General features: G+C 49.4%; 19 protein-coding genes. 6 read left to right on the top strand and 13 right to left on the bottom strand.

Annotated elements, in window-relative coordinates; all coding sequences use genetic code 11:
- Positions 1–208 precede the first annotated feature (208 nt).
- From hppD to uvrC, 5 genes are all read right to left on the bottom strand, one after another.
- Complete coding sequence (hppD, locus tag BLP55_RS08225) at positions 209–1,372, bottom strand: 4-hydroxyphenylpyruvate dioxygenase (protein WP_091141875.1); 1,164 nt, start codon at positions 1,370–1,372, stop codon at positions 209–211.
- A gap of 51 nt (positions 1,373–1,423) precedes the next feature.
- On the bottom strand, positions 1,424–2,581 hold the full coding sequence (locus tag BLP55_RS08220) for a homogentisate 1,2-dioxygenase (protein ID WP_091141873.1): 1,158 nt from the start codon (positions 2,579–2,581) through the stop codon (positions 1,424–1,426).
- Between the two features lie 218 nt (positions 2,582–2,799).
- Positions 2,800–4,437: an amino acid permease gene (locus BLP55_RS08215; protein WP_091141872.1), complete on the bottom strand. Its 1,638-nt coding sequence runs from the start codon at positions 4,435–4,437 to the stop codon at positions 2,800–2,802.
- A 70-nt stretch (positions 4,438–4,507) separates the two neighbouring features.
- Positions 4,508–6,760, bottom strand: a complete 2,253-nt coding sequence (locus tag BLP55_RS08210) for a patatin-like phospholipase family protein (RefSeq protein ID WP_091141871.1) — start codon at positions 6,758–6,760, stop codon at positions 4,508–4,510.
- Positions 6,757–8,562 (bottom strand): excinuclease ABC subunit UvrC, encoded by a 1,806-nt coding sequence (gene uvrC, locus BLP55_RS08205; protein ID WP_091141870.1) that lies wholly within the window; start codon positions 8,560–8,562, stop codon positions 6,757–6,759. Before uvrC ends, BLP55_RS08210 begins: the two co-directional genes overlap by 4 nt.
- Positions 8,563–8,662: 100 nt before the next feature.
- Between uvrC and BLP55_RS08200 the strand changes: the two genes are divergently transcribed.
- Positions 8,663–9,226: a 5-formyltetrahydrofolate cyclo-ligase gene (locus BLP55_RS08200; protein WP_091141869.1), complete on the top strand. Its 564-nt coding sequence runs from the start codon at positions 8,663–8,665 to the stop codon at positions 9,224–9,226.
- A 62-nt stretch (positions 9,227–9,288) separates the two neighbouring features.
- Here BLP55_RS08200 and BLP55_RS08195 read toward each other — a convergent pair whose 3' ends face one another.
- From BLP55_RS08195 to gdhA, 6 genes are all read right to left on the bottom strand, one after another.
- Positions 9,289–9,930 carry a lipoprotein signal peptidase gene (locus BLP55_RS08195; protein WP_091141868.1) on the bottom strand — a complete coding sequence of 214 codons (642 nt, stop codon included), beginning with the start codon at positions 9,928–9,930 and terminating at the stop codon, positions 9,289–9,291.
- 137 nt (positions 9,931–10,067) lie between these two features.
- Positions 10,068–10,448 carry a TraR/DksA family transcriptional regulator gene (locus tag BLP55_RS08190; RefSeq protein WP_091141867.1) on the bottom strand — a complete coding sequence of 127 codons (381 nt, stop codon included), beginning with the start codon at positions 10,446–10,448 and terminating at the stop codon, positions 10,068–10,070.
- A 7-nt stretch (positions 10,449–10,455) separates the two neighbouring features.
- A complete protein-coding gene (ileS, locus tag BLP55_RS08185) occupies positions 10,456–13,875 on the bottom strand; it encodes an isoleucine--tRNA ligase (protein ID WP_091141866.1) in 3,420 nt (1,139 codons plus the stop codon).
- A 111-nt stretch (positions 13,876–13,986) separates the two neighbouring features.
- Positions 13,987–14,700, bottom strand: a complete 714-nt coding sequence (gene recO, locus BLP55_RS08180) for a DNA repair protein RecO (protein ID WP_091141865.1) — start codon at positions 14,698–14,700, stop codon at positions 13,987–13,989.
- A 90-nt stretch (positions 14,701–14,790) separates the two neighbouring features.
- The gene (gene porZ, locus BLP55_RS08175) at positions 14,791–17,070 is read right to left on the bottom strand and encodes a type IX secretion system anionic LPS delivery protein PorZ (RefSeq protein WP_091142167.1); all 2,280 of its coding nucleotides are present in this window, start codon (positions 17,068–17,070) and stop codon (positions 14,791–14,793) included.
- A gap of 150 nt (positions 17,071–17,220) precedes the next feature.
- Positions 17,221–18,564: an NADP-specific glutamate dehydrogenase gene (gdhA, locus tag BLP55_RS08170; RefSeq protein WP_091141864.1), complete on the bottom strand. Its 1,344-nt coding sequence runs from the start codon at positions 18,562–18,564 to the stop codon at positions 17,221–17,223.
- 266 nt (positions 18,565–18,830) lie between these two features.
- Between gdhA and BLP55_RS08165 the strand changes: the two genes are divergently transcribed.
- Entirely contained in the window at positions 18,831–19,619 is a 789-nt protein-coding gene (locus BLP55_RS08165) for a THC0290_0291 family protein (RefSeq protein WP_091142163.1), read from the top strand.
- 44 nt (positions 19,620–19,663) lie between these two features.
- Here the strand turns inward: BLP55_RS08165 and BLP55_RS08160 are convergent, their stop codons facing one another.
- Positions 19,664–20,806: a cystathionine gamma-synthase gene (locus BLP55_RS08160; protein ID WP_091141863.1), complete on the bottom strand. Its 1,143-nt coding sequence runs from the start codon at positions 20,804–20,806 to the stop codon at positions 19,664–19,666.
- A gap of 38 nt (positions 20,807–20,844) precedes the next feature.
- A complete protein-coding gene (locus BLP55_RS08155; protein ID WP_091141862.1) occupies positions 20,845–21,300 on the bottom strand; it encodes a DinB family protein in 456 nt (151 codons plus the stop codon).
- Between the two features lie 74 nt (positions 21,301–21,374).
- Here BLP55_RS08155 and BLP55_RS08150 point away from each other — a divergent pair, with 74 nt between their 5' ends.
- From BLP55_RS08150 to gmk, 4 genes are read left to right on the top strand one after another with little or no spacing between them, the layout of a single operon-like run.
- On the top strand, positions 21,375–21,725 hold the full coding sequence (locus BLP55_RS08150; protein WP_091141861.1) for an arsenate reductase family protein: 351 nt from the start codon (positions 21,375–21,377) through the stop codon (positions 21,723–21,725).
- Entirely contained in the window at positions 21,725–22,621 is an 897-nt protein-coding gene (locus BLP55_RS08145) for a DMT family transporter (RefSeq protein WP_091141860.1), read from the top strand. Before BLP55_RS08150 ends, BLP55_RS08145 begins: the two co-directional genes overlap by 1 nt.
- 42 nt (positions 22,622–22,663) lie before the next feature.
- Positions 22,664–23,527 (top strand): YicC/YloC family endoribonuclease, encoded by an 864-nt coding sequence (locus BLP55_RS08140; RefSeq protein WP_091141859.1) that lies wholly within the window; start codon positions 22,664–22,666, stop codon positions 23,525–23,527.
- A 20-nt stretch (positions 23,528–23,547) separates the two neighbouring features.
- The gene (gmk, locus tag BLP55_RS08135) at positions 23,548–24,120 is read left to right on the top strand and encodes a guanylate kinase (protein WP_091141858.1); all 573 of its coding nucleotides are present in this window, start codon (positions 23,548–23,550) and stop codon (positions 24,118–24,120) included.
- Positions 24,121–24,258: the final 138 nt, after the last annotated feature.

Below are 24,258 nucleotides of genomic sequence, written 5' to 3'. Positions count from 1 at the left end.
GGTTTTTATGCTATTAACCAACCAAAAAACTATAAATTATGAAAAATTTACATAAAAATCGGAGGAAACCACTCCCCCTTTTTTTGCATGGCAAAGGTAGGTCAATAAATTGCATTATTTTTACGAAAAATCGACTTTAACACAAGTTTTGTGAAATTATCACAAAAACAAGGTGCAAAATTTTCATTATCGTAATTTTGATGTGCTTTTACAATGTACCGCGTAATTCCTGTTCACGTTCGATCGATTCGAACAACGCCTTAAAGTTTCCGGCACCGAATCCGCGGGCGCCCATACGCTGTATGATTTCGAAAAACAACGTCGGACGGTCTTCTACCGGCTTGGTAAATATCTGAAGCAGATAGCCTTCCTCGTCGGCGTCGATCATGATGCCCAGTTTTTGCAGCTCATGGATGTCTTCCTTGAATTTGCTCATGTGGTCCTTGAGTCGCTCCGGGATTGCATCGTAATAGGCCTGCGGCGGCGTAGACAAGAATTCGACCCCGCGCGAACGCATGTCGGCCACGGTTTTGATGATGTCGTCGGTGGCCACGGCAATGTGCTGCACGCCCTCGTCCTCGTAGAAATCCAAATATTCTTCAATCTGGGAACGCTTTTTCCCGTTGGCAGGCTCGTTGATCGGGAACTTAATCCTCCCGTTCCCGTTGCTCATCACCTTTGACATCAACGCAGAGTATTCTGTGGTGATCTGCTTGTCGTCGAACGAAAGGAAATTGACGAATCCCATCACGTCTTCGAACCATTTTACCGCTTCGTTCATTCGGTTCCAGCCTGTATTCCCCACCATGTGGTCGATGTACTTCAAGCCAACAGGCGCCGGAGCGTAATCTGATTTCCATTCTGCATAGCCTGGCAGGAAAATGCCGTTGTAATTTTTGCGTTCGACAAAAATAAATACGGTTTCACCATAAGCGCCATAGATTCCGGCACGCACCACTTCGCCATTTTCGTCTTTTTCGACAACCGGTTCCAGATACGGCTTTGCGCCTCGCTTGGTGGTTTCTTCAAAGGCCGAACGTGCGTCTTCTACCCAAAGCGCAATGACCTTGACGCCGTCGCCGTGTTTCTTGACGTGTTCGCCGATGACCGATTCGCTGTTCAGCGCGGTAGTGAGTACCAGCCGGATTTTGTCTTGCTTGAGCACATACGACGCGCGGTCGCGAACGCCCGTTTCCAATCCGGCGTAGGCCAACGACTGGAAGCCGAACGCGGTTTTGTAGAAATGCGCCGCCTGCTTGGCGTTGCCTACATAAAATTCTACATAATCTGTTCCGAGAAGCGGCAAGAAGTCTTGTGCGCCTTCGAATATTTTTTCGAGTCCGTATTCAACGGATTTTATTTCTTGTGACATAATTTTATTGTTGTGTGTGAATTGCGGTCGGATCTCCTGAAAGTTTGTTGTTTACTCTGTCCATGATTTGTAGTATTGTCCGTCATCGAGCCCCATGGCCTCTTCGGTCACCATCAGCGGTTTGAAGGTGTCGACCATGACGGCGAGTTCTTCGGTTTCTTTTTGGCCGATGCTGCGTTCCATAGCACCCGGTGCGGGACCATGCGGAATGCCTTTCGGATGCAATGTGATGTGCCCTACCTCGATGTTGTTGCGGCTCATGAAATCGCCATCGACGTAATACAGTACTTCATCACTGTCGATGTTCGAGTGGTTGTAAGGCGCGGGAACGGCCTGCGGATGATAGTCGTACAACCGCGGACAGAACGAACACACCACAAAAGTCGACGTCTCGAAAGTTTGGTGCACGGGCGGCGGTTGGTGCACACGACCCGTAATCGGTTCAAAATTGTGGATCGAGAAACCATAAGGGAAATTGTAGCCGTCCCAACCGATCACATCAAACGGATGCGTGGCATAAACCACCTCATGGATCATGTTCTCCTTTTTGATCTTGATCAGGAAATCGCCTTTCTCGTCATGGGTCTCAAGTACCGACGGCAATTTGAAATCGCGCTCGCAAAACGGCGAATGTTCGAGCAACTGCCCCGACGCGTTCTTGTAGCGTTTGGGCGTATAGAACGGCGCATGCGATTCGACGTAAAACAATCGGTTGTCGGAGGTCTCGAAATCGATCTGGTAAATCATCCCGCGCGGAATGATCAAATAATCGCCGTACTCGAAATCAATGTTGCCAAGCATGGTGCGCAGCGTTCCTTTTCCTTTGTGGATGAACAGCATTTCATCGGAATCGGCATTTTTGTAGAAATAATTGCGCAACGATTCCTGCGGTGCGGCCAGTCCGATGACACAATCACTGTTGACGAGCATGGCTTTGCGGCTCTCGAGAAAATCGGGCGCGGGTTTGAGCTCAAAGCCTTTGAGCAACAACGCCTTGATGTTCTTGCCGATGGCGATTTTGGGTTCGACCGAATAGGACTTAACAATCTCCTTGACCTGTGTCGGACGGTGCACGTGGTACGAAAGCGACGAATGGCCGTGGAATCCTTCGGTACCGAACAATTGTTCGTAGTAATAGCCGCCGCCCGGTTTGTCGAACGTTACGTGACGCTTTTGGGGAAAGTTCCCCAATTTGTGATATATGGGCATAATTTGATCAATTAGTAATTAACAATGAATAATTAATAATTGAGGACTCACTCGGGATTCCGTTTGATCAGGAATTTGAGATGCGACAATAAACCGGTCCAAAAAGGTTTCATACCTACAAATATCGGAAAAAAAACAAGCGGCGGATGTGGAATCCGAATAAAAAAATCCCAAACACCGAAGACCGGAATTTGGGATTTCTATCGCTCGTGCGAATGCTATCGCACTTTTTTGTAGCTGTAAGCGTAAATCATTGCGTGAACCGCCGCAAACGCCAGCGAGAAATAATACAGGAAGTGGTCGTCTATCGTTTCATCGGCGTGGTGGATAACGGCCACGACAACGAGCGCCACCACCATTCCAAATCCATAAGATGCCACCGTACGGTAGTTCGACAAACTGAATCCTTCGCTATTTTGCACGCTATTTTTCATGCCGTAGAACAAATACAAGTCAAATCCGATCATCATCCAAACGATCAAACGGATCCAGGTATCGAGCGGCAAAAACACCATCATGAACAAACACACAAAGATGCCCAAAATTGGAACCAACGGAACCAATGGTGTACGGAACGCACGCGGCGCCTCGGGCATTTTCGAACGCATGATCATCACGCCGATGCACACCAGAATGAACGCAAACAACGTCCCGATGCTGGTCATCTCGCCCACGACACGTGCCGGGACAAAGGCCGCGAACAAACTCACGAGCACCATGAACAACAAGTTGTTTTTGGCCGGCGTACGGAACTTCGGATGTACTTCCGAGAACACTTTTGGCATCAAACCATCCTTACTCATCGAGAAGAATACACGGCTTTGGCCCATCAGCATCACGAGGATTACCGAGGCATAACCGCCCAAAATGGCCAGCAAAATCGCGTTGTTGAGCCACGGATACTCAGGCGTTATCATGCCCGACGCATCGGGATGCCCCATCGCTTCTACGGCCACGGCCACTGGCGCGATGCCGTCTTTCCCGGCAAAGGCCTGGTAATTGACCACACCCGTCATGACGTGTGCGAACAAAACGTACAACAACGTACAAATTCCAAGCGACAACAAAATCCCGATGGGCATGTCGCGTTTGGGGTTCTTGGCTTCCTGGGCCGCCGTCGAAACGGCATCGAATCCAATATAAGCGAAGAACACGATGGCCGCGGCGCGGATGATGCCCGAGAAACCGAATTCTCCGAAAGTTCCTGTGTTTTCAGGGACGTACGGACTGTAGTTTTCAGGTCGGATAAACTGCCAACCCACCGCAATGAAAATCAACACCACCGATACCTTGAGCAAGACAATGACACCATTGACAAAGGCCGATTCCTTGGTACCGCGCATCAAGATGAGCGACATCAGCATCACGATAAAAACCGCGGGAATGTTGATGATGCCGCCTTCGAATGGCGACAACGTAAACTGTTCAGGAATATGGATGCCGTAATTGCCCAGGAATTTACCCAGGTACCGCGACCAACTGATCGATACCGTTGCGGCGCCCACGGCATACTCCAACACCAAGTCCCAACCGATGATCCAGGCGATGAACTCGCCCATGGTGGCAAACGAATAGGTGTAGGCGCTACCGGCCACAGGGATCATCGAAGAAAACTCCGCATAGCAAAGACCCGCAAAAATACAGCCCACAGCCGCTACCACAAACGAAATCGTAATGGCCGGACCTGCGTTGGTGGCCGCAGCCAAACCGGTAATCGAAAACAAACCGGCGCCGATGATCGCCCCCACGCCAAGCGCCACAAGACCAGTGGCTGACAGTGTTTTCTTTAATCCTTTTTCAGATTCTGAAGCTTCGGCGAGCAACAGGTCGAGCGGTTTTCTTCTCCAAATAGACATATGGGTTAAATTGGTGTTAAAGTTCCAAATATATTGTTTTTTGGATAAACTCGCCAATTTTTAAGAAACGTCAGAACCAGAATCCGACGTTGATCCAGAAAAAGCCTTTGTTGACTTCGGGCGACCACGAATATTTGAGTTCAACGGGGCCCACCAGGGTTTCCAGGCCGTAACCCGCCGCGTAACCCGTGTGGCTGATGCGCGAGATCCAATCGGCGGTTTCGAACAAATTGTCCTTGATGTTGGCGATGTTGGCCGACAGGTTAACGTGGTGCTTCTTGAAGATCTCGTAATCGAACGTCAACGCCGACTTGATGTAGCTGTCACCTGCAATGCTCAGGAAATCGTACCCGTAAAAATGACGGAAATTGTGTGTCATGTTGTAGCCATAACCGCCGATGATAAAATCAAACGATTCGGCACTTTTCCCGCCAATCGCAAACCCTGCCTCGGCCTGGATCTTGACGGTTGCCTTGCGAAAAAGCTGGCGTGCAAACCCAATGTCGCCCTTGGCGATCGAGAACCGTTCGAACATGTTGTTGTAGTCGGACGAATACAGGTAACTTTGGAAATCCCCCAAAAAGTACCAACCTGTTTCGGGAAAATATTTGTTGTCGAACGAATCGTATTTCAGGTAACCAAAAACACTGCCGTAGTCGCTGTTTTCGAGTACGGGCTTTACATTTTCGAGCGTCTCGGAACTGATTTTCAAATGTTTGAGTTCGATGCCCACGCCCAGCAAGAATTTTTGCGCAAATATGGTTTGCGCGTACAATTGGTTCGTAAAGTCCGAGAAACGGATGTTGATGTTCTTGAGCGCGAGTTGGGCGAGCAGTTCGCCTTGGTCAAAATCGGTTTCTACGTTGCGCGCAAAACGGTTCAGCCGCGATTTGAACCCATAACTCCAGTAAAATCCGTTGTCGATGTAGTAATCAAAGTTGTAGCGTACGTTGTCGCCCAAAATCAAATCGGCCGAAAGGATGTCGTTCTTGAGCAGCGTTTTCTTTTGCGTCACATTGACCAATACCGCGCTTTTGTAGAGTCCGTCGTAATGCAGCGCAAATTTGAGAAAGGTAGTCGTCGGGTTTTCGGTCAAGTGCAAATGCAGGTCGTCTTCTGCCGATTGGTCTGCTTTTTCGAGCGAATAGCCTATCGCGCTAAAGTTTTGCGTGGCCGTGATGTTGTCCATACCGTTGCGCAAATCCTCATAGCTGATGCTTTGGCCCTGCTTGAAACGCAACTTCCCGATCACGTAAGACCGCGTGTAGTTGTCCAACGGATTGAGCAAAATATTGCGGATGTGGAGCGTATCCTTACAAACCGACATCGCTGGCTTGCCTTTGACGGGTTGCGCTATTTTCTTGATCTGGTCGATGGCGGCATAGGCTGCTTCTTCGCCCTTTTTTACAATCTCCGACCCCAAATCGAACGAAATCACGCCGTAATCGTTGATGTCGGGCTTCAGGTAAATATCGGTGAGCTTGATTTTCTCCTTCATCTGCTCGATCATTTGCAGGTTCGAGATTTGTCCGAGTATCTTGGTCGCGTCCTGCAGTGATTTGCGGTCTTTGAGGTCGTCCTGCACATCGACACCAATGATGATGTCGGCACCCAATTTCTTGATTTCCTCTACCGGGAAATTGTTGGTCACCCCGCCGTCTACCAGCCATCTGCCATCGACCTCAACCGGGGAGAACAACGTCGGGAAAGCGCCGCTGGCCAACAACGCCTGCGCGAGATAGCCTTTGTTGAGCAGCACTTCTTCGCCGGTTTCGACATCGGTGGCCACGCACAAAAACGGAATCGGCAATTGGTTGAAGTCGCGCACATGCCGCACGTTGGCCGTGAGTTTGTTGAGCAAATTGTAGTTGTACATGCCGCGCGAGATCGCCGTCGGGATGCCAATGCGCATTTTGTTGAACGGCAGCGTAAAGGCATACATCTCGTCGTTGCGCTTTTCGTAAAAATTCTTTGACGTACGCGGGATAAAGTCGCTCAAGAGCGCATCGAAGTCGGTATCGGTAAAAATCGAGTCGATTTGTTTGGCGTTGTAGCCCGAGGCATACAATCCGCCGATGATGGCACCCATGCTCGTCCCGCCAATGTAGTCGACTTGCACGCCCGCTTCCTCGAGCACCTTGAGCACGCCGATGTGCGCAAAACCCTTGGCGCCGCCGCCGCTGAGCACCAACCCTACCTTGGGCCGCTTGGTTTGTGTATCCTGGGCGGTTGCGAAAAAAGAAAACAGCAGAAAAAAACAGCAGATACACCCAAACGCCACTGCGGAAATCCCGTTATGTTGGTGCGTCGGATGGATTTTCATGAATCTGTTTTTTGGTTGTGGTAAAATTCGGTAATTTTTTTGGCTTTTGAAAGCCCGATCACTGCCGAAATCTCGTCTTGTGTCGCCATTTTCAAGCGTTTCACCGATTTAAATTGCTTGATGAGCGTTTGCATCGTCTTTTCGCCAATCCCGGGAATCGATTCGATCGACGAATTAAGCGCCGATTTGCTACGCTTGTCGCGGTGAAAAGTGATGCCAAAACGGTGCGCTTCGTTGCGCAGCTGTTGGATGATTTTGAGTGTTTCAGATTTTTTGTCGAGGTACAACGGCACCGGATCGTTCGGATAAAACAATTCCTCGAGCCGCTTGGCGATGCCGACAATGGCCACCTTGCCACGAATTCCGAGTGTATCGAAACTTTTGAGCGCCGCCGACAATTGTCCTTTGCCACCGTCGATGATGACCAGTTGCGGGAGCGGCTCGTTTTCGTCGAGCAACCGTTTGTATCTTCTGAAAACGACTTCTTCCATCGACGCAAAATCGTTCGGGCCTTCGACGGTCTTGACGTTGAAATGGCGGTAGTCTTTTTTGCTCGGCTTGCCGTCCTTGAACACCACGCAGGCCGACACCGGATGCGTTCCCTGGATGTTCGAGTTGTCGAAACATTCGATGTGGCGCGGCTCTTCGGGCAAACGCAAATCTTTTTTCATCTGCGCCATGATGCGGTTGGTGTGTCGTTCGGGATCGACGATTTGCATTTGTTTGAGCTGGTCCATCCTGAAATACTTGGCGTTGCGTACCGACAGTTCCAAAATTTGCTTTTTGTCGCCGAGTTGCGGGACCGTTACTTTGATGTGTTCGCCCAAATCGATTTCGAACGGCAGAATGACTTCTTTGGGCTTCAATTGGAACCGCCCGATGATTTCGACCACGCCCAGCTGGAGCAGTTCTTCATCGGTTTCATCGAGTTTTTTCTTGAGCTCCAACGTGTGCGATCTGATCACCGAACCGTGTGAGATTTGCAGAAAATTGATGTAGGCCGCGCCTTCGTCCGATACAATCGAAAACACATCCACATTGGTGATCTTGGGGTTGGCCACCATCGAGCGCGACTGGTAATTTTCGAGCGCCTCGATCTTGGTCTTGACGATTTGGGCCTTCTCGAACTCCATATCGGCGGCAAATTGTTGCATCTGCTTTTTGAACGCGCGCAAGCTGTCTTTGAAATTGCCCTTCAGTATCTCGCGGATTTGGTCCACGTGATCCTGGTAATTCGTGAGCGTTTCATACCCTTCGCACGGACCTTTGCAATTGCCGATGTGGTACTCGAGACACACCTTGAACTTGCCGTTTTGAATGTTGCGCTCGGTCAAATCATAATTGCACGTGCGCAGCGGATACAACTCCTTGATCATGTCGAGGATGGTGTGGATGGTCTTGAAATTCGTATACGGCCCAAAATACTCCGAGCCGTCCTTGATCATGCGCCGCGTCGAAAAAATGCGCGAAAACGGTTCGTTCTTGATGCAAATCCACGGATAGGTCTTGTCGTCGCGCAACAATACATTGTAACGCGGCTGGTGTTTCTTGATCAGGTTGTTTTCGAGCAGCAGCGCATCGGATTCGCTTTGCACGACAATGTGTTTGATGGTCACGATTTTCTTGACCATCACCCGTGTACGGCCTACCTCGTGTACTTTGTTGAAATAGGAAAGCACGCGCTTTTTGAGGTTTTTCGCCTTGCCCACGTACAGCAATTTGTCGTCCTTGTCATAATACTGGTATACGCCAGGGCTGTCCGGAAGCGTTTGCAGTTGGAGTTCGAGCGACGGATTTTGCATAAAACAAATGTAGTTAAATTGGTTTTTGAAACCGAAGGCAAATCTGTTAAGAGTTGCCAAATTTGGTTACTTTTGGGTTTGCGGTGCAATGCGTTATCCGATGGACAAAAAACAACTACGCCAACTTTACAAAACCAAACGCCGGGCGCTCTCCGGCGCCGATATCGACGAGCAAAGCCTTGCGATCGCCAACCAACTATTGGCCTTGCCTATTTGGGACAAAACCTATTTCCATGTCTTTCTACCGATTGCCGAGCAAAACGAAGTAGATACCGAATGTGTGTTGCATTTGCTTTCGGGAAAAGACAAGGAAATTATCGTCTCGCGCAGCGACTTCGAAACGCGGCAGATGACGCACATTTTGCTGACCGACAACACCAAAATCAAACCCAACGCTTACGGCATTCCTGAGCCGGTCGACGGTCTGGAAGTTCCGGTTTCAAAAATCGATGTGGTGTTTGTCCCGCTGCTGGCATTTGACGAATCGGGTCATCGCGTGGGCTACGGCAAAGGCTTTTACGACAAATTCCTGGCCGGGTGTAAGCCTGATGTTGTCAAAATCGGCGTATCATTTTTTGAAGCAGTGCCGGAAATTGCAGACGTGTTCGAAAGCGACATCCAACTCGATTATTGCGTCACGCCCAACAAAATGTATCAGTTTTGAAAATTCCAAAACTTTCCTAGGACGATTGGAATTTGGAATTTGGTGCTTGGAATTTAATATTCCTATTCCAAATTGTTCTTAAACACCGTGTCCTCTCGGTCATACGGTTGTGCGAACGCCTTTTTGTTGAATACGATCAAAATACCCACGCCGGTAGAGATCGCCATATCGGCAATGTTGAAGATGGCGTTGAAAAAAGTAAAGGTCTTGCCGCCCCAAATCGGGAAAGAATCGGGCAGCGTGTAGTTTTCGATAAATGGGAAGTACAGCATGTCGACCACTTTTCCATGGAACCACGTGCCGTACGGTTGGTCGGCAAACAAAGTCGCCAGTTGCCCATGGCTGTCGCTGAAAATCACGCCGTAAAACACCGAGTCGATGATGTTGCCCACTGCACCGGCCATGATGAGCGCGATTGATACGATAAGGTAGTTGGAATATTTTTTTTGTACCGAATCCCAAAGCCAGAATCCGATTGCCGTCACGGCCAAGAGTCGAAACAACGTCAGCGCGAGTTTGCCGCCCAGCCAGTTTGGAATCTTTGTTCCCCACGCCATGCCTTCGTTTTCGATGAATACGATGCGGAACCAATCAAAAACGCGTACTTCCTGTTCGAGCACAAAATTGGTCTTGATGTAAATCTTGACCACCTGATCGACGAGCAAGAGGATGAAAATGAGCAGGTAGGCTTTGCGTAATGACATTCTGTAATAATTTGTCGGCAAAAGTAGCGATTAATATCGTAATAAATTCCAAAAAACAAATTCCAAATTCCAAAGCTTTCTTAGAACGTTTGGAATTTGGAATTTGGTCCCGAGGGTTCGGGATAGAATTTCAACGTCTAGCGCTGTAAGTTCTTGGCTTCGATGCTCATCGTGGCATGCGGAACGATCTTCAGACGATCCTTGCCGATCAGTTTTCCGGTCACTTTACAAATGCCATAGGTCTTGTTCTCTACGCGGAACAACGCATTTTTCAAATCGCGGATGAATTTTTCCTGACGGATCGCCAGCTGCGAATTCGCTTCTTTCGACATGGTCTCGCTGCCTTCCTCGAACGCCTTGAAGGTAGGCGACGTGTCGTCGGTTCCGTTGTTCAAATCGTTCATATAGGCACTTTTGATAAGATCTAGGTCGGCTTTTGCTTTCTCAATTTTTTTGAGGATAATTTCTTTGAACTCCGCCAAATCGGCATCTGAGTATCGTACTACTTCATCGGTCATGTTTGTCCTATTTTGAAATTAATATTTTTGTTCTATGGTCGTCGAATTCAATTTCCGTGCCCGAAGGAACGGCGTCGGCAAAATCAATGGCCTCGGTCAGCGTTTCCGATTTGATGTAATCGGCATTGGCCAGTATGGCTTTCTGCAGATTTTCGTCGGCTTCCATTTTGATCCGGATCTTGTCGGTCACCTCAAATCCGGAATCCTTTCTCAGGTTCTGGATGCGGTTGACAAGCTCGCGCGCAACGCCCTCTTGCTTGAGTTCATCGGTGATCGTAATGTCGAGCGCAACTGTGATGCTGCCCGAATTGGCCACCAACCAACCTTCGATATCCTGCGAGGTAATCTCGACGTCGGCCAATGCTAAAGTTATATCTTTTCCCGATAATTCAATATTGATCACCCCAAGGCGTTCCAATTGCGAAATTTGTTGTGGTGAAAATTCAGTTATCTGTTTGGAAATCAATCCCATATCCTTTCCAAAACGCGGCCCCAACGTCTTGAAATTCGGCTTGATTTGCTTGACCAAAATCCCCGATGCATCGTCTAAAAGTTCGATTTCCTTGACGTTTACTTCGGCTTTTACAAGGTCTGAAATGGCCTCGATTTCAGCCTTCTGAATCGCGTCAAGTACTGGAATCATTACCTTTTGCAACGGTTGACGTACCTTGATCATCTCCTTCTTGCGGAGCGACAAAACGAGCGACGAAATGGTCTGGGCTTTCTCCATTTTGCTCTCTAACGTTTTATTAACATAATTGTCAACACTTTTCGGAAATTCGGCCAAATGTACGCTGTCAAAATCTTCCGAATGTGTCGCCTTGGTTAAGTCTCTGTAAAGGCTGTCCATAAAGAACGGCGCAATCGGGGCACCCAATTTGGCAACCGTCAACAAACAGGTGTACAACGTTTGGTAGGCCGCGATTTTGTCTTGCGCATAGTCGCCCTTCCAGAAACGTCTGCGGCACAAACGCACGTACCAGTTCGAGAGGTTTTCCTGCACGAAGTCGGAAATGGCGCGTGCGGCCTTGGTGGGTTCGTAGTCGGCGTAATACTCGTCGACGCTGGCCACCAACGTGTTCAATTCCGAAATGATCCATTGGTCGATTTCGGGGCGTTCGCTGACCGGAATCTCGGCTTCGGCATACTTGAATCCGTCGATGTTCGCGTATAACGCAAAGAACGAGTACGTATTATACAACGTCCCGAAGAATTTGCGGCGCACTTCGGCCACGCCTTCGATGTCAAATTTCAAATTGTCCCACGGATTGGCGTTGGCGATCATGTACCAGCGCGTCGCATCGGGGCCGTATTCCTTGAGTGTTTCGAATGGATCGACCGCATTGCCGAGGCGTTTGGACATTTTTTGTCCATTCTTGTCGAGCACCAAGCCGTTTGAAACGACGTTTTTGTAGGCGATTTTATCGAACACCAACGTGCCGATCGCGTGCAACGTATAAAACCAACCGCGCGTTTGGTCTACACCTTCGGCGATGAAATCGGCAGGGAAATCTTTGTTGCCGTCGATCTTGTCCTGGTTTTCGAACGGATAATGCCATTGTGCGTACGGCATCGCGCCCGAATCGAACCACACGTCGATCAGATCGGTTTCGCGTGTCATCGGTTTGCCCGAAAGTGAAACGAGCGTAATCGCATCGACTACATTCTTGTGCAAATCGACCAGGTCGTAGTTTTCTTCGGACATGTTGCCGATCTCGAATCCCTTGAACGGATTTTCCTTTTGGAATCCGGCGGCGATCGAACGTTCGATTTCATGGTACAATTGTTCCACCGATCCGATGATGATTTCTTCGGTTTTGTCGTCGGTACGCCAAATCGGGAGCGGGATGCCCCAGTAACGCGAGCGCGACAAATTCCAGTCGTTCGCATTTTTGAGCCAGTTCCCGAAACGACCCTCGCCCGTGGCTTTGGGTTTCCAGTTGATTTCTTCGTTCAAATCGAACATGCGGTCCTTGACGTCCGAAATCTTGATGAACCACGAATCGAGCGGGTAGTACAACAGCGGCTCGTCGGTGCGCCAAGAATGTGGATAACTGTGGACGTATTTCTCGACCTTGAAGGCTTTGTTTTCTTCCTTCAAACGGATCGCAATCTCGACATCGACCGATTTCTCGGGTGCGGTTCCCGCATCGTAGTATTCGTTCTTGACGTATTTGCCCGCCAAATCGCCCATATGCGACGTGAATTTACCTTGCAAATCGACCAGTGGAACGGGCACGCCGTTTTCGTCCAACACGAGCATCGGCGGAACTTCAGGCGACGCCTCTTTGGCGACCTTCGCATCGTCTGCACCAAATGTCGGTGCGGTGTGTACGATTCCGGTTCCGTCTTCGGTCGTCACGAAATCGCCCGAAATTACGCGGAACGCATTCTCGGGATGCTGGTACGGCAACGCATACGACAGCAATTGGTGGTATTTGATCCCAACCAAATCCTGGCCTTTGGCTTCGGATACGATGTAAAACGGAATCTTTTTGTCTTCTTGTCGGTAGTTCTGAAGCTCGGCTACATCTGAAACCTCAGCGTATTTGCCGCCGAATTGTTTACCCAAAAGCGGCTTGGCCAAAATCACGTTCATCGGTTCGAACGTGTATTGGTTGAACGTCGATACCAAAACATAGTCGATTTTGGGCCCAACGGTGAGCGCCGTATTCGACGGCAACGTCCAAGGCGTGGTCGTCCAGGCCAGGAAATAGGTCTCTTCGGTCAAATTGCCCAAGTTGAAAATTTTGGCAAGCGGAATCAAGTTGTCTTCGAGCACCTGGAACTGCGCCACGATAGTCGTATCGGTCACATCGCGGTACGAGCCCGGCTGGTTGACTTCGTGTGACGACAACCCCGTGCCCGCCTTGGGCGAATACGGCTGGATGGTGTAGCCTTTGTACATCAAACCTTTGTCATAAATCTGCTTCAACAGCCACCAAACCGACTCCATGTATTTGGATTTGTAGGTCACGTAAGGATCGTTCATGTCGACCCAATAACCCATTTTTTCGGTCAGGTCATTCCACACATCGGTGTAGCGCATGACGGTGCGTTTGCAGGCTTCGTTGTATTCTTCGATCGAAATCGTCTTGCCGATGTCTTCCTTGGTGATGCCGAGTTCTTTCTCGGTTCCCAATTCCACGGGCAAACCATGCGTATCCCAACCCGCTTTCCTTTTGACTTGGAAACCTTTTTGGGTTTTGTATCGGCAAAAAATATCCTTGATCGCACGCGCCATCACGTGGTGAATGCCCGGCAAACCGTTGGCCGACGGTGGGCCTTCGAAAAAGACGTAGGGCGTCGCGCCTTCGCGGGTTTCGACGCTTTGTTCAAATATGTTGTTTTTTTTCCAAAAATCAAGCACTTCAGACGCTACCGTAGGCAGGTCAAGTCCTTTGTATTCTGTAAACTTGGTGTTCATTCGGACCGTTTTGTAAAATCAATCGGCGAAGATAGTGATTTTTCGTTTTGTTGCGACAAACGGCGGTGGTTTTCACCGTTTCGAAACGTGGTTTTTTGCACGAAAACGCTTTCAGGAAAAAACTTCGGCCAGCACTTCGAGCGATTTGGGTTTTTGGAACCCGTCGAGGTGGTGGCTGTAGTAGTCGACGAGGATTTTGAGCAACCGTTGCCGCTCGGAGACATGGAACGCCTTGGCCGCATTGTCGAAACGCAAAGTGGTGAGTTTTTTGAGCAAATTCGAATCGACATCGGACAACGAACTGGGCGCTTGGACATCGGCAAATACACCTTCGGTCATCTCAAAAAAAGGCTTGTGGTTGTCGGACAAATCAGGATAAAAACCAAGAAATTTAGCGGTTTCGAGCAGCAAAATCAAATGAAAATTGGCGAGCTCGTCGTGATGGTCGAGCCAATGCAATGCCGTCTCCAAAAACGCAAACAACGGCTCGTTTTTTTCCTCTTCTTTGATGGCATGGTGCAGCATTTCGGAAAGAAACAACACCATCGCGCTTTTGACCACATCGGAATGGATCGAATGGAACGGTGCCGAAATCTTGACTTCGCGGAAATGCTCGAGTGTGCCCTTGTTTTTGTGCGACGCCTCGATCTCGAGCAACGTCAGCGGCTGAAAATAGGCTGCCTTTTGCGTCGATTTGCCCGATGAAAACGCGCCGCGTACGAAATACGATTTGAGCCCGTCGGATTGCGTAAAGCATTTGACAATCAAATTCTTGTCCTGGAATTTGAGCGACGAGATGACAATGGCTTTGGTTTTGACAAGCATGGCTTACAAATTCCAAATTCTAAATTCCAAATTCCAAACGTTCTTAGGAGGCTTTGGAATTTGGAATTTGGAATTTGGCGCTTTTAATTATTATCTGACGATCATTACCTTTTTGACCTTCGTTTCTCCACCGTCTTCGGCCGAAACAAAAATCATGTACACGCCCGAAGCTACTTTGTACTTCCCAAAGGCCGTTGTATCCCACTCGATCGTGCCGCCTTCTGAAATGGTTTCGTACACCAGATTGCCCTCGATGTCGGCGATCTTGACGTTGGCTTTGTCGAGCAGTCCGCTCACCTTGACCGTTCCTGCATAACCCGGTCGCACCGGATTCGGATACACGTACACGTTGTTTAAATTATCGGCTGCTGAAGTGGCCGTGCCTTTGAACGACACCATGCCCTTGTCGGTCGCGATAAACACCTCTCCGGTGATGCCGTTGATCTCTACGTCGTTGACACTGTTGCTCGGCAACGGAGAATTGTCTTTGGTGAAATGGTAGATGGTTTGCTGACCGTTGGGCGATACGTAGAAAACGCCCGAATCGGCGGTAGCAAGCCATTTGTTGTTCGAGCCGTCGACCACAATATCGGTGACGGACTGCTCGTAAAGTAACTCCTGCGCAAGATTGTCTTCGATGATGATGATCGATTCGGCCTCTAAATCGCCACCCGATAAAAAACTGTCCACACTAGAAAGCACGCGAAGTCCTTTGCGCGTACCAATCCAAAGCTGGTTGCGGTTGTCGGCCACAGCAATTGAAACTTGAACACTCGGGAGATTGCCCGGTTCATCGGTGATCGCTTTGGCGAGGTTCCCATAATTTTCGTTGAACCCGATTACCCCTTTGTCACGCGTCGCGATCCACTTGGTCCCATTCTTGTCGATGGTCATGCGGCCAAAAATCATCTCGCTGATGCTTTGGAACAACGTGCCCAAATCGGGACCTTCCTGCCATTGTCCGTCGGCGCGTTTGACCTTGAGGAAACGGTTGACATAGTTGTTGGTCACCCACAAATTGCCCTGATTGTCATAGGCCGACCCATTGATCCTGAGCGTTCCTGAAGCAGGGGCTTCGAGCGAACTGTTGTTGGGATCATACAAAAGCACAGGTACATCGTTCTCGAACTTAAGCAACCCCGAATGGTACGAGCTGATGTACACGTCGTTCGGATTCGCAGGATTCGCCGCGACTCGAACCATAGAAGTCACTTCGTGGCCCACCGCGGCTTCGATATCCTGATAAGGAATGTTGAACCATCCCGTAGGCGCATACTTGCTGACACCGTAATAATCGAGCGGATACGGATTGAAAAAAATGTCGTAATCCCCAAATACCGACCAAAGATTGGCTCCCGCCGACGTCATCGCAAAAATGTTGTTGCGCAACGGACCATCGGGTGTCATGTCGACAAAGGGTCCTGGGGTAAGCGTGGTCGATTGCAGGCCGTCGTCGAGCGTTCCGATGTAGATTGTATTGTTGATCAATGTCGCGCACGTAAACGTAGCGGCAATTTCAGGGATTTCATTGCTGTTGAGCAACCGGATCTGCAGCAGCGCAGCATCGTAGATATAGACAAAATTGGCCGTCGTGACAATCAAGTTTGTACCACTTTTGCGCAAATCGACAGGTACCTGTTGCAGCTGCACGTGCGCGCCAAAAGTAGTGCCGTTCCAGCGCTGCAAGCTTCCGGCGTCGTTGGTGGCCATCAGGTAGTCGCCAAAAGCCTCGACGCCCAACCAAGCACCTCCCGCGACCGTGGTCCATTGCGCAAAATCGTTCAGGTTGGGGTTGTTGATATCGGCGCTGCGGATGCCGTAATACCGTGTGGCGGCATAGATCCGCCCTTGAAAAACGGCCGTTTGCTTGACCGCGATTTGCGCGGCATTGTCGCCTATAAAAAACGTGTCGCCAAAAACGAGCGTCGCCAGGTTGTACTCCGATACGCCATAGTCGCAGGAAATGTAAACTTTGCCATCGTACTCCATGAAGTGGTTGATGCGCTTGATCGTAGGCGGCAACGTCTTGTTGATGATATCTACCACATTCAGCACCGATCCGTCGACTTCGTTGACCACAATCATCAGTCCGGTGGCATATCCTATGATGGTTTTCTTGTACGTAGGGCTGTGGTAAATCGCGGTAATGGTTTCGCCCGACAACCCGTCGACTGTGGTCGTGGTAGTGATCTGGCCGCTTGTCAGGTTTTTCGAAAACAGTGCATTTTCGGAACCTGCGACCACCTTGGTTGTCGATTCGGATAAATCTTTGATTTCGCGAAAAGAGAAATAGCCTTTCCACAGCTTGTTTTGCGAAAACCCGAGTTGTACCGCAAACAACATCAGCAAGGCATACGTAAACTTTTTCATCGCATCAAAATTGGAATACAAATATAGCATAAACGACAATATGCGCAATTTCATATACAAAGCGCCTGGTTCTTTGGACCGACGACCGCATTTCATAAAAAAACCCCTTCTTTCGTTCGAAAAAAGGGGTTTGTGAATTTCAGTCCGGCATTATACCACGCCTTGTGCAAGCATCGCATCGGCGACTTTGACGAATCCGGCGATGTTGGCGCCTTTGACATAATCGACATAGCCGTTGGCATCTGCCCCGTATTTCACACAAGCCGCGTGGATGTTGAGCATGATGTTGTGCAATCTTTCGTCTACTTCGGCCGAAGTCCAGCTCAAACGCAACGAGTTTTGCGACATTTCGAGTCCTGAAGTCGCCACACCGCCCGCGTTAGAGGCTTTCCCTGGCGCGAACAAAATCTTGGCTTTGGTGAACACTTCGACCGCTTCTGGCGTCGACGGCATGTTGGCGCCTTCAGCCACACAGATACAGCCGTTGGAAACGAGCATTTTGGCTTCGTCTTCGTTGAGTTCGTTTTGGGTCGCACATGGCAACGCCACGTCGCACTTCACTTCCCACGGACGTTTCCCGGCCACATATTTGGCGTTCGGGTATTTTTTTACGTATTCGGAAATACGCGCGTAGTCGACGTTTTTGATTTGCATCACGTGCGCGAGTTTCTCGGCATCGATTCCGTCGGCATCGTAAATGTAACCTGCCGAATCAGACAAGGTCACAACTTTACCGCCAAGCTGGGTAGCCTTTTGACAGGCGTACTGCGCCACGTTTCCTGAACCAGAAACCACGACGGTTTTGCCTTTGAAGCTATCGCCTTTGGTTTCCAGCATGGCTTGCGCAAAATACACATCGCCGTAGCCGGTAGCCTCTGGACGAATCAACGATCCGCCGAATGTGATGCCTTTTCCGGTCAAAACGCCCGTAAATTCGTTGCGCAATCTTTTGTATTGGCCGAACATGTAGCCAACTTCGCGTCCGCCCACGCCGATGTCGCCCGCAGGAACGTCGGTATCGGCGCCGATGTGCTTGGCCAGTTCGGTCATGAACGCCTGGCAAAACTTCATGATTTCGTTGTCTGATTTTCCTTTCGGATCGAAATCGGAACCGCCTTTACCGCCGCCCATCGGCAACGTAGTGAGCGAGTTCTTGAACGTTTGTTCGAAGGCGAGGAATTTCAAGATCGACAAATTCACCGAAGGGTGAAAACGGATCCCTCCTTTATACGGGCCAATGGCAGAGTTCATCTGGATGCGGTACCCGCGGTTGACTTGCGTGTTCCCCGCATCGTCCAACCACACCACGCGAAACATGATCACGCGCTCAGGCTCGACCATTCTTTCGAGCAACATCTTGCCCTGGTACTTTTTGTTTTGTTCGATAAATGGGATGACAGTTTCCGCCACTTCCTTTACAGCCTGCATGAATTCAGGTTCGTTCGGGTTTCTTTTGGCCACTGCATCGATAAAGTTGTTGATACTTTGTGACATTTTTTAATAGGTTTTTACGTTTAAGAAAACGTTTTCGTTTGTAAGCGGCAAATATACATTTATTACCAAAAATCCGTTGTGTATTTTGGTATTTTGTGTGTTGATTTGCTTTTTTGTTAACAAAGCATCAACTAATGTGTTTTTAATATCACCTTTTAGATTCTTTTTACTCTTTTTTTCAATCACTTAGTGTTATTTTTTTATTTTATTTTTCAAGTGAATGATGTTTTTATATATTTGTCGGGAAATGAATTAATCTTATGCAAATGCCCAAGTACCTTGTCGTAACCTTATTATTGGTGTTCGGATACACACTGGAAACGAAAGCCCAGTTTGGATTTTCACATGAAGTAGGCGCTATAGTCGGTCCGGTTGCCATGCAGTCAGATTACGGTGAAAGACGTGACTTCGAGACCAACGCCGGAAATACCGGGATCGGCATCGGATTGATTCACTACCTCAATTTCTCCTACAAAGCCGAATGTAACTGTTACACCCCTGAAACCTACTTTAACGACCATTTCAAGCTCAGAAGCGAGTTGTCTTACAACAAAACCAAGCTCAAGCATTTTGGTGAGTGGGTAGAACCGAGCAAGAACAAACTCTTTAACCGTCAGTTACGTGCCATGCGCGGCAGCACTGCCGTGACGAACATTGGCATGCAACTCGAGTATTTCCCTTTCAGTATACGTGATTTTTCGGCGAGCATTGGTGGATTGGCCCCTTTTGTAAGCTTGGGCGGTCAATTTAGTTTTTATGACCCCGAAGCGTATTCTGAAATCGGCGATGGTAAAATGAACCAGCCGTCAACCACGCCGGTGAAATACTACAACGCCACGCAAAACGAGGGCGGGACGGTATGGTCGGTGGTCGGCAGCATTGGTTGTCGTTACAAGTTGACTGAGCTGTCCGATTTGATGCTCGATTTGAGATGGCAGTATTATTTCTCAAACTGGGTAGATGGCCTCAACCCGAACCCGACGCTCTATCCAGAGAACAAAGCCAACGACTGGTTGGTTTGGTTGAACGTAGGTTACATCTACTATTTGCAATAGAAAATAAATAGATAAAATAAATCCCGGTCATGACCGGGATTTTTTTATGCCAACGCTTGTTTCAGGTCGTCGATCAAATCATCGGCATCTTCAATGCCCACACTCAACCGCACCAAGTCGTCGGTAATCCCGATTTCCTTGCGCTTGTCTTCGGGGATGGACGCATGCGTCATCAGCGCAGGATGGTTCGCCAACGACTCGACACCGCCGAGCGATTCTGCCAACGTAAACACTTTCAGTTTCTCAAGAAACGATACCGCGTCGGCTTTCGCGCCAGACGTAAAGGTGAACGATACCATGCCGCCAAAACCGCTCATTTGCTTTTTAGCGATCTCGTGAAACGGATGACTGGCCAGTCCCGGGTAAAAAACCTTGTCGATCTTGGGATGATTCTCCAAAAACGCGACTACTTTTTCGCCGTTCTCACAATGCCGTTGTACACGCAAATGCAACGTCTTGATCCCGCGCAGCACCAGGAACGAATCCATCGGGCCTAGCGTGGCACCGGTGGCGAATTGCTGAAAATGCATTTGGTCGCCCAATGCCGGATCTTTGATGACCAACGCGCCCGCAATCACATCGGAATGGCCGCCGAGGTATTTGGTGGCCGAATGCATGACGATGTCGGCGCCCAAATCGAGCGGTTTTTGCAGATACGGGGTCGCGAACGTGTTGTCTACCGCGAACAAAATATTTTTGGCTTTGGTGATTTTGGCGATCGCCGCGATGTCGGCCAGCTTCATCAGCGGATTGGTAGGCGTTTCTACCCAAACCAGCTTGGTGTTTTGGTTGATGAGCGACTCGAATTTCTCGATGTCGTTCATATCGACAAAATGAAACTTGATGCCCGAATCCTTATAAATCCTGGTAAACATGCGGTAGGTTCCGCCGTACAAATCGTCCATCGCGATGACTTCGTCGCCTGCCTTGAACGAGCGCAGCACACAATCGGTGGCCGCAAGCCCCGATGAAAAAGCGAGACCGCGTGCACCATTCTCGATACTGGCCAACGCATTTTCGAGCGCCGTCCTGGTCGGGTTGGCCGCACGGCTGTATTCGTATTCGGCTACGGGTTGACCCGGCGTAATTTGCGCATAGGTCGAGGTTTGGAACACGGGTGGCATGACCGCGCCCGTAGCCGGTTCATGGTGTTGCCCGCCATGTATGGTTTTGGTGTTGAATTTCATGGTGTTCGATTAATCGTTGATTTGTTGATTCAGATGGGTTAAAGGAATTTACGGATGCTCATCATCACGCCGGTGTGCACCGCCTCGTGGTAGTAGTTGAACGCCATGGCTTCTTCGGCCGTTTTGAGGTTGAATCCCGTCATGGTCGTAAATTCGGTGTAATTCTTAAAAATACCGTTGGCGAAATCGCGTTCGGTTTGGTCGATCGTCGCGGTAAGTAGCTGCCTGATTTCGTCTACTTCGGTCTGGGTGACGTCGCGCTCGGGTTTGGCCCCGCGCTTGTAGGCATCGACCATTTCGCGCGATACCATCATCGGAAGCCCCGACAAATTGTACACCAGCATTTGCTGCACGACCACAATGTGTGCGATGTTCCAGATCAGGTTATTTTTGAACCCGGGCGGGATTGTATTGAGCTGCTCCAACGAGTAATCGTCAAGGAATTGCGCCAGTATCTTTCGGCTCGTGCGTGTGATGGCGAAGGTATCCCCCATTTTTAAATTTTTCGCTAAAATTACGCATTTTGATTGTCGGATGCTTTTTCTTTGCAAAAATTTAAGCGTGTTTTATGAACAAAATCTACCATTTGGCCAATTGCGATACATGTCGTAAAATCATCCAATCGCTGCCCACAACCGATGGATTCGTGCTGCAGGACATCAAAACAGAGCCCATCACGCCGCAGCAACTCGACGAGATGAAAAAACTGGCGGGCAGCTACGAAGCCTTGTTCAGCCGCAAAGCCATGCTGTACAAATCGCTCGGACTCAAAGACCAAAAGCTCACCGAGCCCGATTACCGCAAATACATACTAGAACACTACACCTTTTTGAGCCGTCCGGTATTTTTGATCGACGGCAAGATCTATGTTGGCAACAGCAAAAAGAACGTCGAAAATGTAATCGCCGCGCTGCGCTGATGGGCCAACGCAATCTCGCTTTACTGGCCGCCACGTTGGTTTCCGTCATTTACGGCGTGACCTTTACCGTGGCCAAGGACGTCATGCCGCAATACGTGGCGCCGTTCGGGTTCATTTTCCTACGCGTAGGCGGCTCGGCCATACTGTTCTGGCTCGCGTGGATCTTGGCACCCAAAGAAAAAATCGATCGCGCAGACTGGTTACGCATCGCCGCGGCTGCGCTGTTTGGCGTGGCGCTCAACATGCTGACTTTTTTCAAGGGGTTGAGCTTGACATCGCCCATTTCGGCGGCGGTAATCATGGTCACCACGCCCATCATCGTGCTCGTGCTGTCGGCCATCATCCTCAGGGAAAAAATGCGCAAACGCAAGGCTTTTGGGATTTTGCTCGGCTTGGCGGGAACGGCCTTTTTGATTTTGTACGGTAAATCGGCGGCGCAGGCTCCCAACGCAATGCTCGGCAATTTGCTCGTGTTCATCAACGCCGTTTCGTATGGTTTGTATTTGATCCTTGTCAAAAAACTGATGCACCGCTACAACGCTTTTACGTTTGTCAAGTGGGTGTACACGTTCGGGTTCTTGATGGTATTGCCGTTTGGCTGGTATGAATTCACCGCCATCGATTGGCCCGTCATGCCCACCGACATTTTTCTGAAAATGCTGTTTGTTGTAGCAATTTCGACATTTTTGACCTACTTGCTCAATTTGTGGTCGATGAAAGCGCTGAGCCCATCAACCGTAGCGGTTTTCATCTATCTGCAGCCGTTGTTCGCGACGCTTTTTGCGATCGGGCTCGGCAAGGACCACCTGACCTTGACCAAGATCGTCTCGGCCGTACTCATCTTTGGCGGCGTCTATCTGGTGACGCATAAAAATCGACGGCCCGAAAACCCTTAACCGACATCGATTTTCATATCTTTGTGTCACTTTTTGAACACTATGATACAATCGATGACCGGATTCGGCAAAGCCTCGTTGCAGTTGCCGACCAAAAAGATAACCGTCGAGATCAAATCGCTCAACAGCAAAGGCCTTGACCTTAACGTCAGGATGCCATCGGCCTACCGCGAGATGGAACTGACCTTGCGCAATGAATTGGCCGTAAAACTCGAACGCGGCAAGATCGACTTTTCGATTTTTATCGAGATGACGGGCGAACAGACTGCAACCAAGATCAACGTTCCTATCGTTCGCTCCTACATCGCACAAATGCGTGAAGTACTCGGCGACGGCGCCGACGAAACCGAACTCATGAAAATGGCCGTGCGCATGCCCGACGCGCTCAAAACAGAACGCGACGAAATCGACGACGAGGACTGGGGCGAAATCCAGACCGTCATTGAAGAGGCCATCAAAAATATCCAGCAATTCCGCGTTGCCGAGGGAACGGCGCTCGAAAAAGAATTCCTGCACCGCATCGCCAACATCATGACGCTGATGAACCAGACCGTGGCGATGGACGGCGAGCGCATCGAAACCGTCAAATCGCGTTTGCAGGCGGCCATCGAAGAACTCAAGGTCACGCTCGACGAAAACCGCTTCGAGCAGGAACTCATCTTCTACCTCGAGAAATACGACATCACCGAAGAAAAAGTACGGCTCGAAAACCACCTCAACTATTTTATCGAAACCCTGGCCGGAAGCGAGGCCAACGGGCGAAAACTAGGGTTCATCACCCAAGAAATGGGGCGCGAGATCAACACGATGGGTTCTAAATCGAACCATTCGCAGATGCAAAAACTGGTGGTGCAAATGAAGGACGAACTCGAAAAAATCAAGGAACAAGTGCTCAACGTACTCTAGCTTTAAGCCACACAACACACATGAACAAAGGAAAACTGATTGTCTTTTCGGCGCCATCGGGATCGGGAAAAACCACGATTGTCCGTCACTTGCTTGGGCTCGAGGATTTGAACCTCGAATTTTCGATATCTGCCACCTCACGTGCACCGCGCGGGGAAGAAATTGACGGTACCGACTACTACTTTATTTCGATCGACGATTTCAAGAAACACATCAAGGCCGAGGACTTCCTGGAATGGGAAGAAGTGTACCGCGACAATTTTTACGGCACGCTCAAAACCGAAATCGACCGCATTTGGGCCATGGGCAAGAATGTGATTTTTGACATCGACGTGGCGGGCGGGCTGCGCATCAAACGCAAATTTCCCGAGCAAACGCTGGCCGTTTTTGTAAAGCCGCCCAGCATCGACGAGCTCAAGATACGGCTCAAGAAACGCTCGACCGAAAGCGACGACAAGATCAACATGCGTATCGCCAAGGCTTCGGTAGAACTCGCGACCGCGCCGCAATTCGACAAGATCATCAAGAATTACGACCTTGACGTGGCCAAACAGGAGGCGTACGATTTGGTTAAGGAGTTTATTCAAAAATAACCGCAAAGCACACGCAAAGAATTTAAAGCTTTGTGCGCTTTGCGAAAACTTTGTAACCTTTGCGGTAAAAAAAACACAAAGATCACTAAGGACACGCAAAGAAATCGAAGCTTTGTGGAGCTTTGCGAATAACTTTGT

Origin of the sequence: Flavobacterium caeni (assembly GCF_900101895.1) — a bacterium.
Classification (GTDB): Bacteria; Bacteroidota; Bacteroidia; order Flavobacteriales; family Flavobacteriaceae; genus Flavobacterium; species Flavobacterium caeni.
Note: the sequence above shows the minus strand (reverse complement) of the source record. Positions and strands in the feature narration are given on the sequence as shown.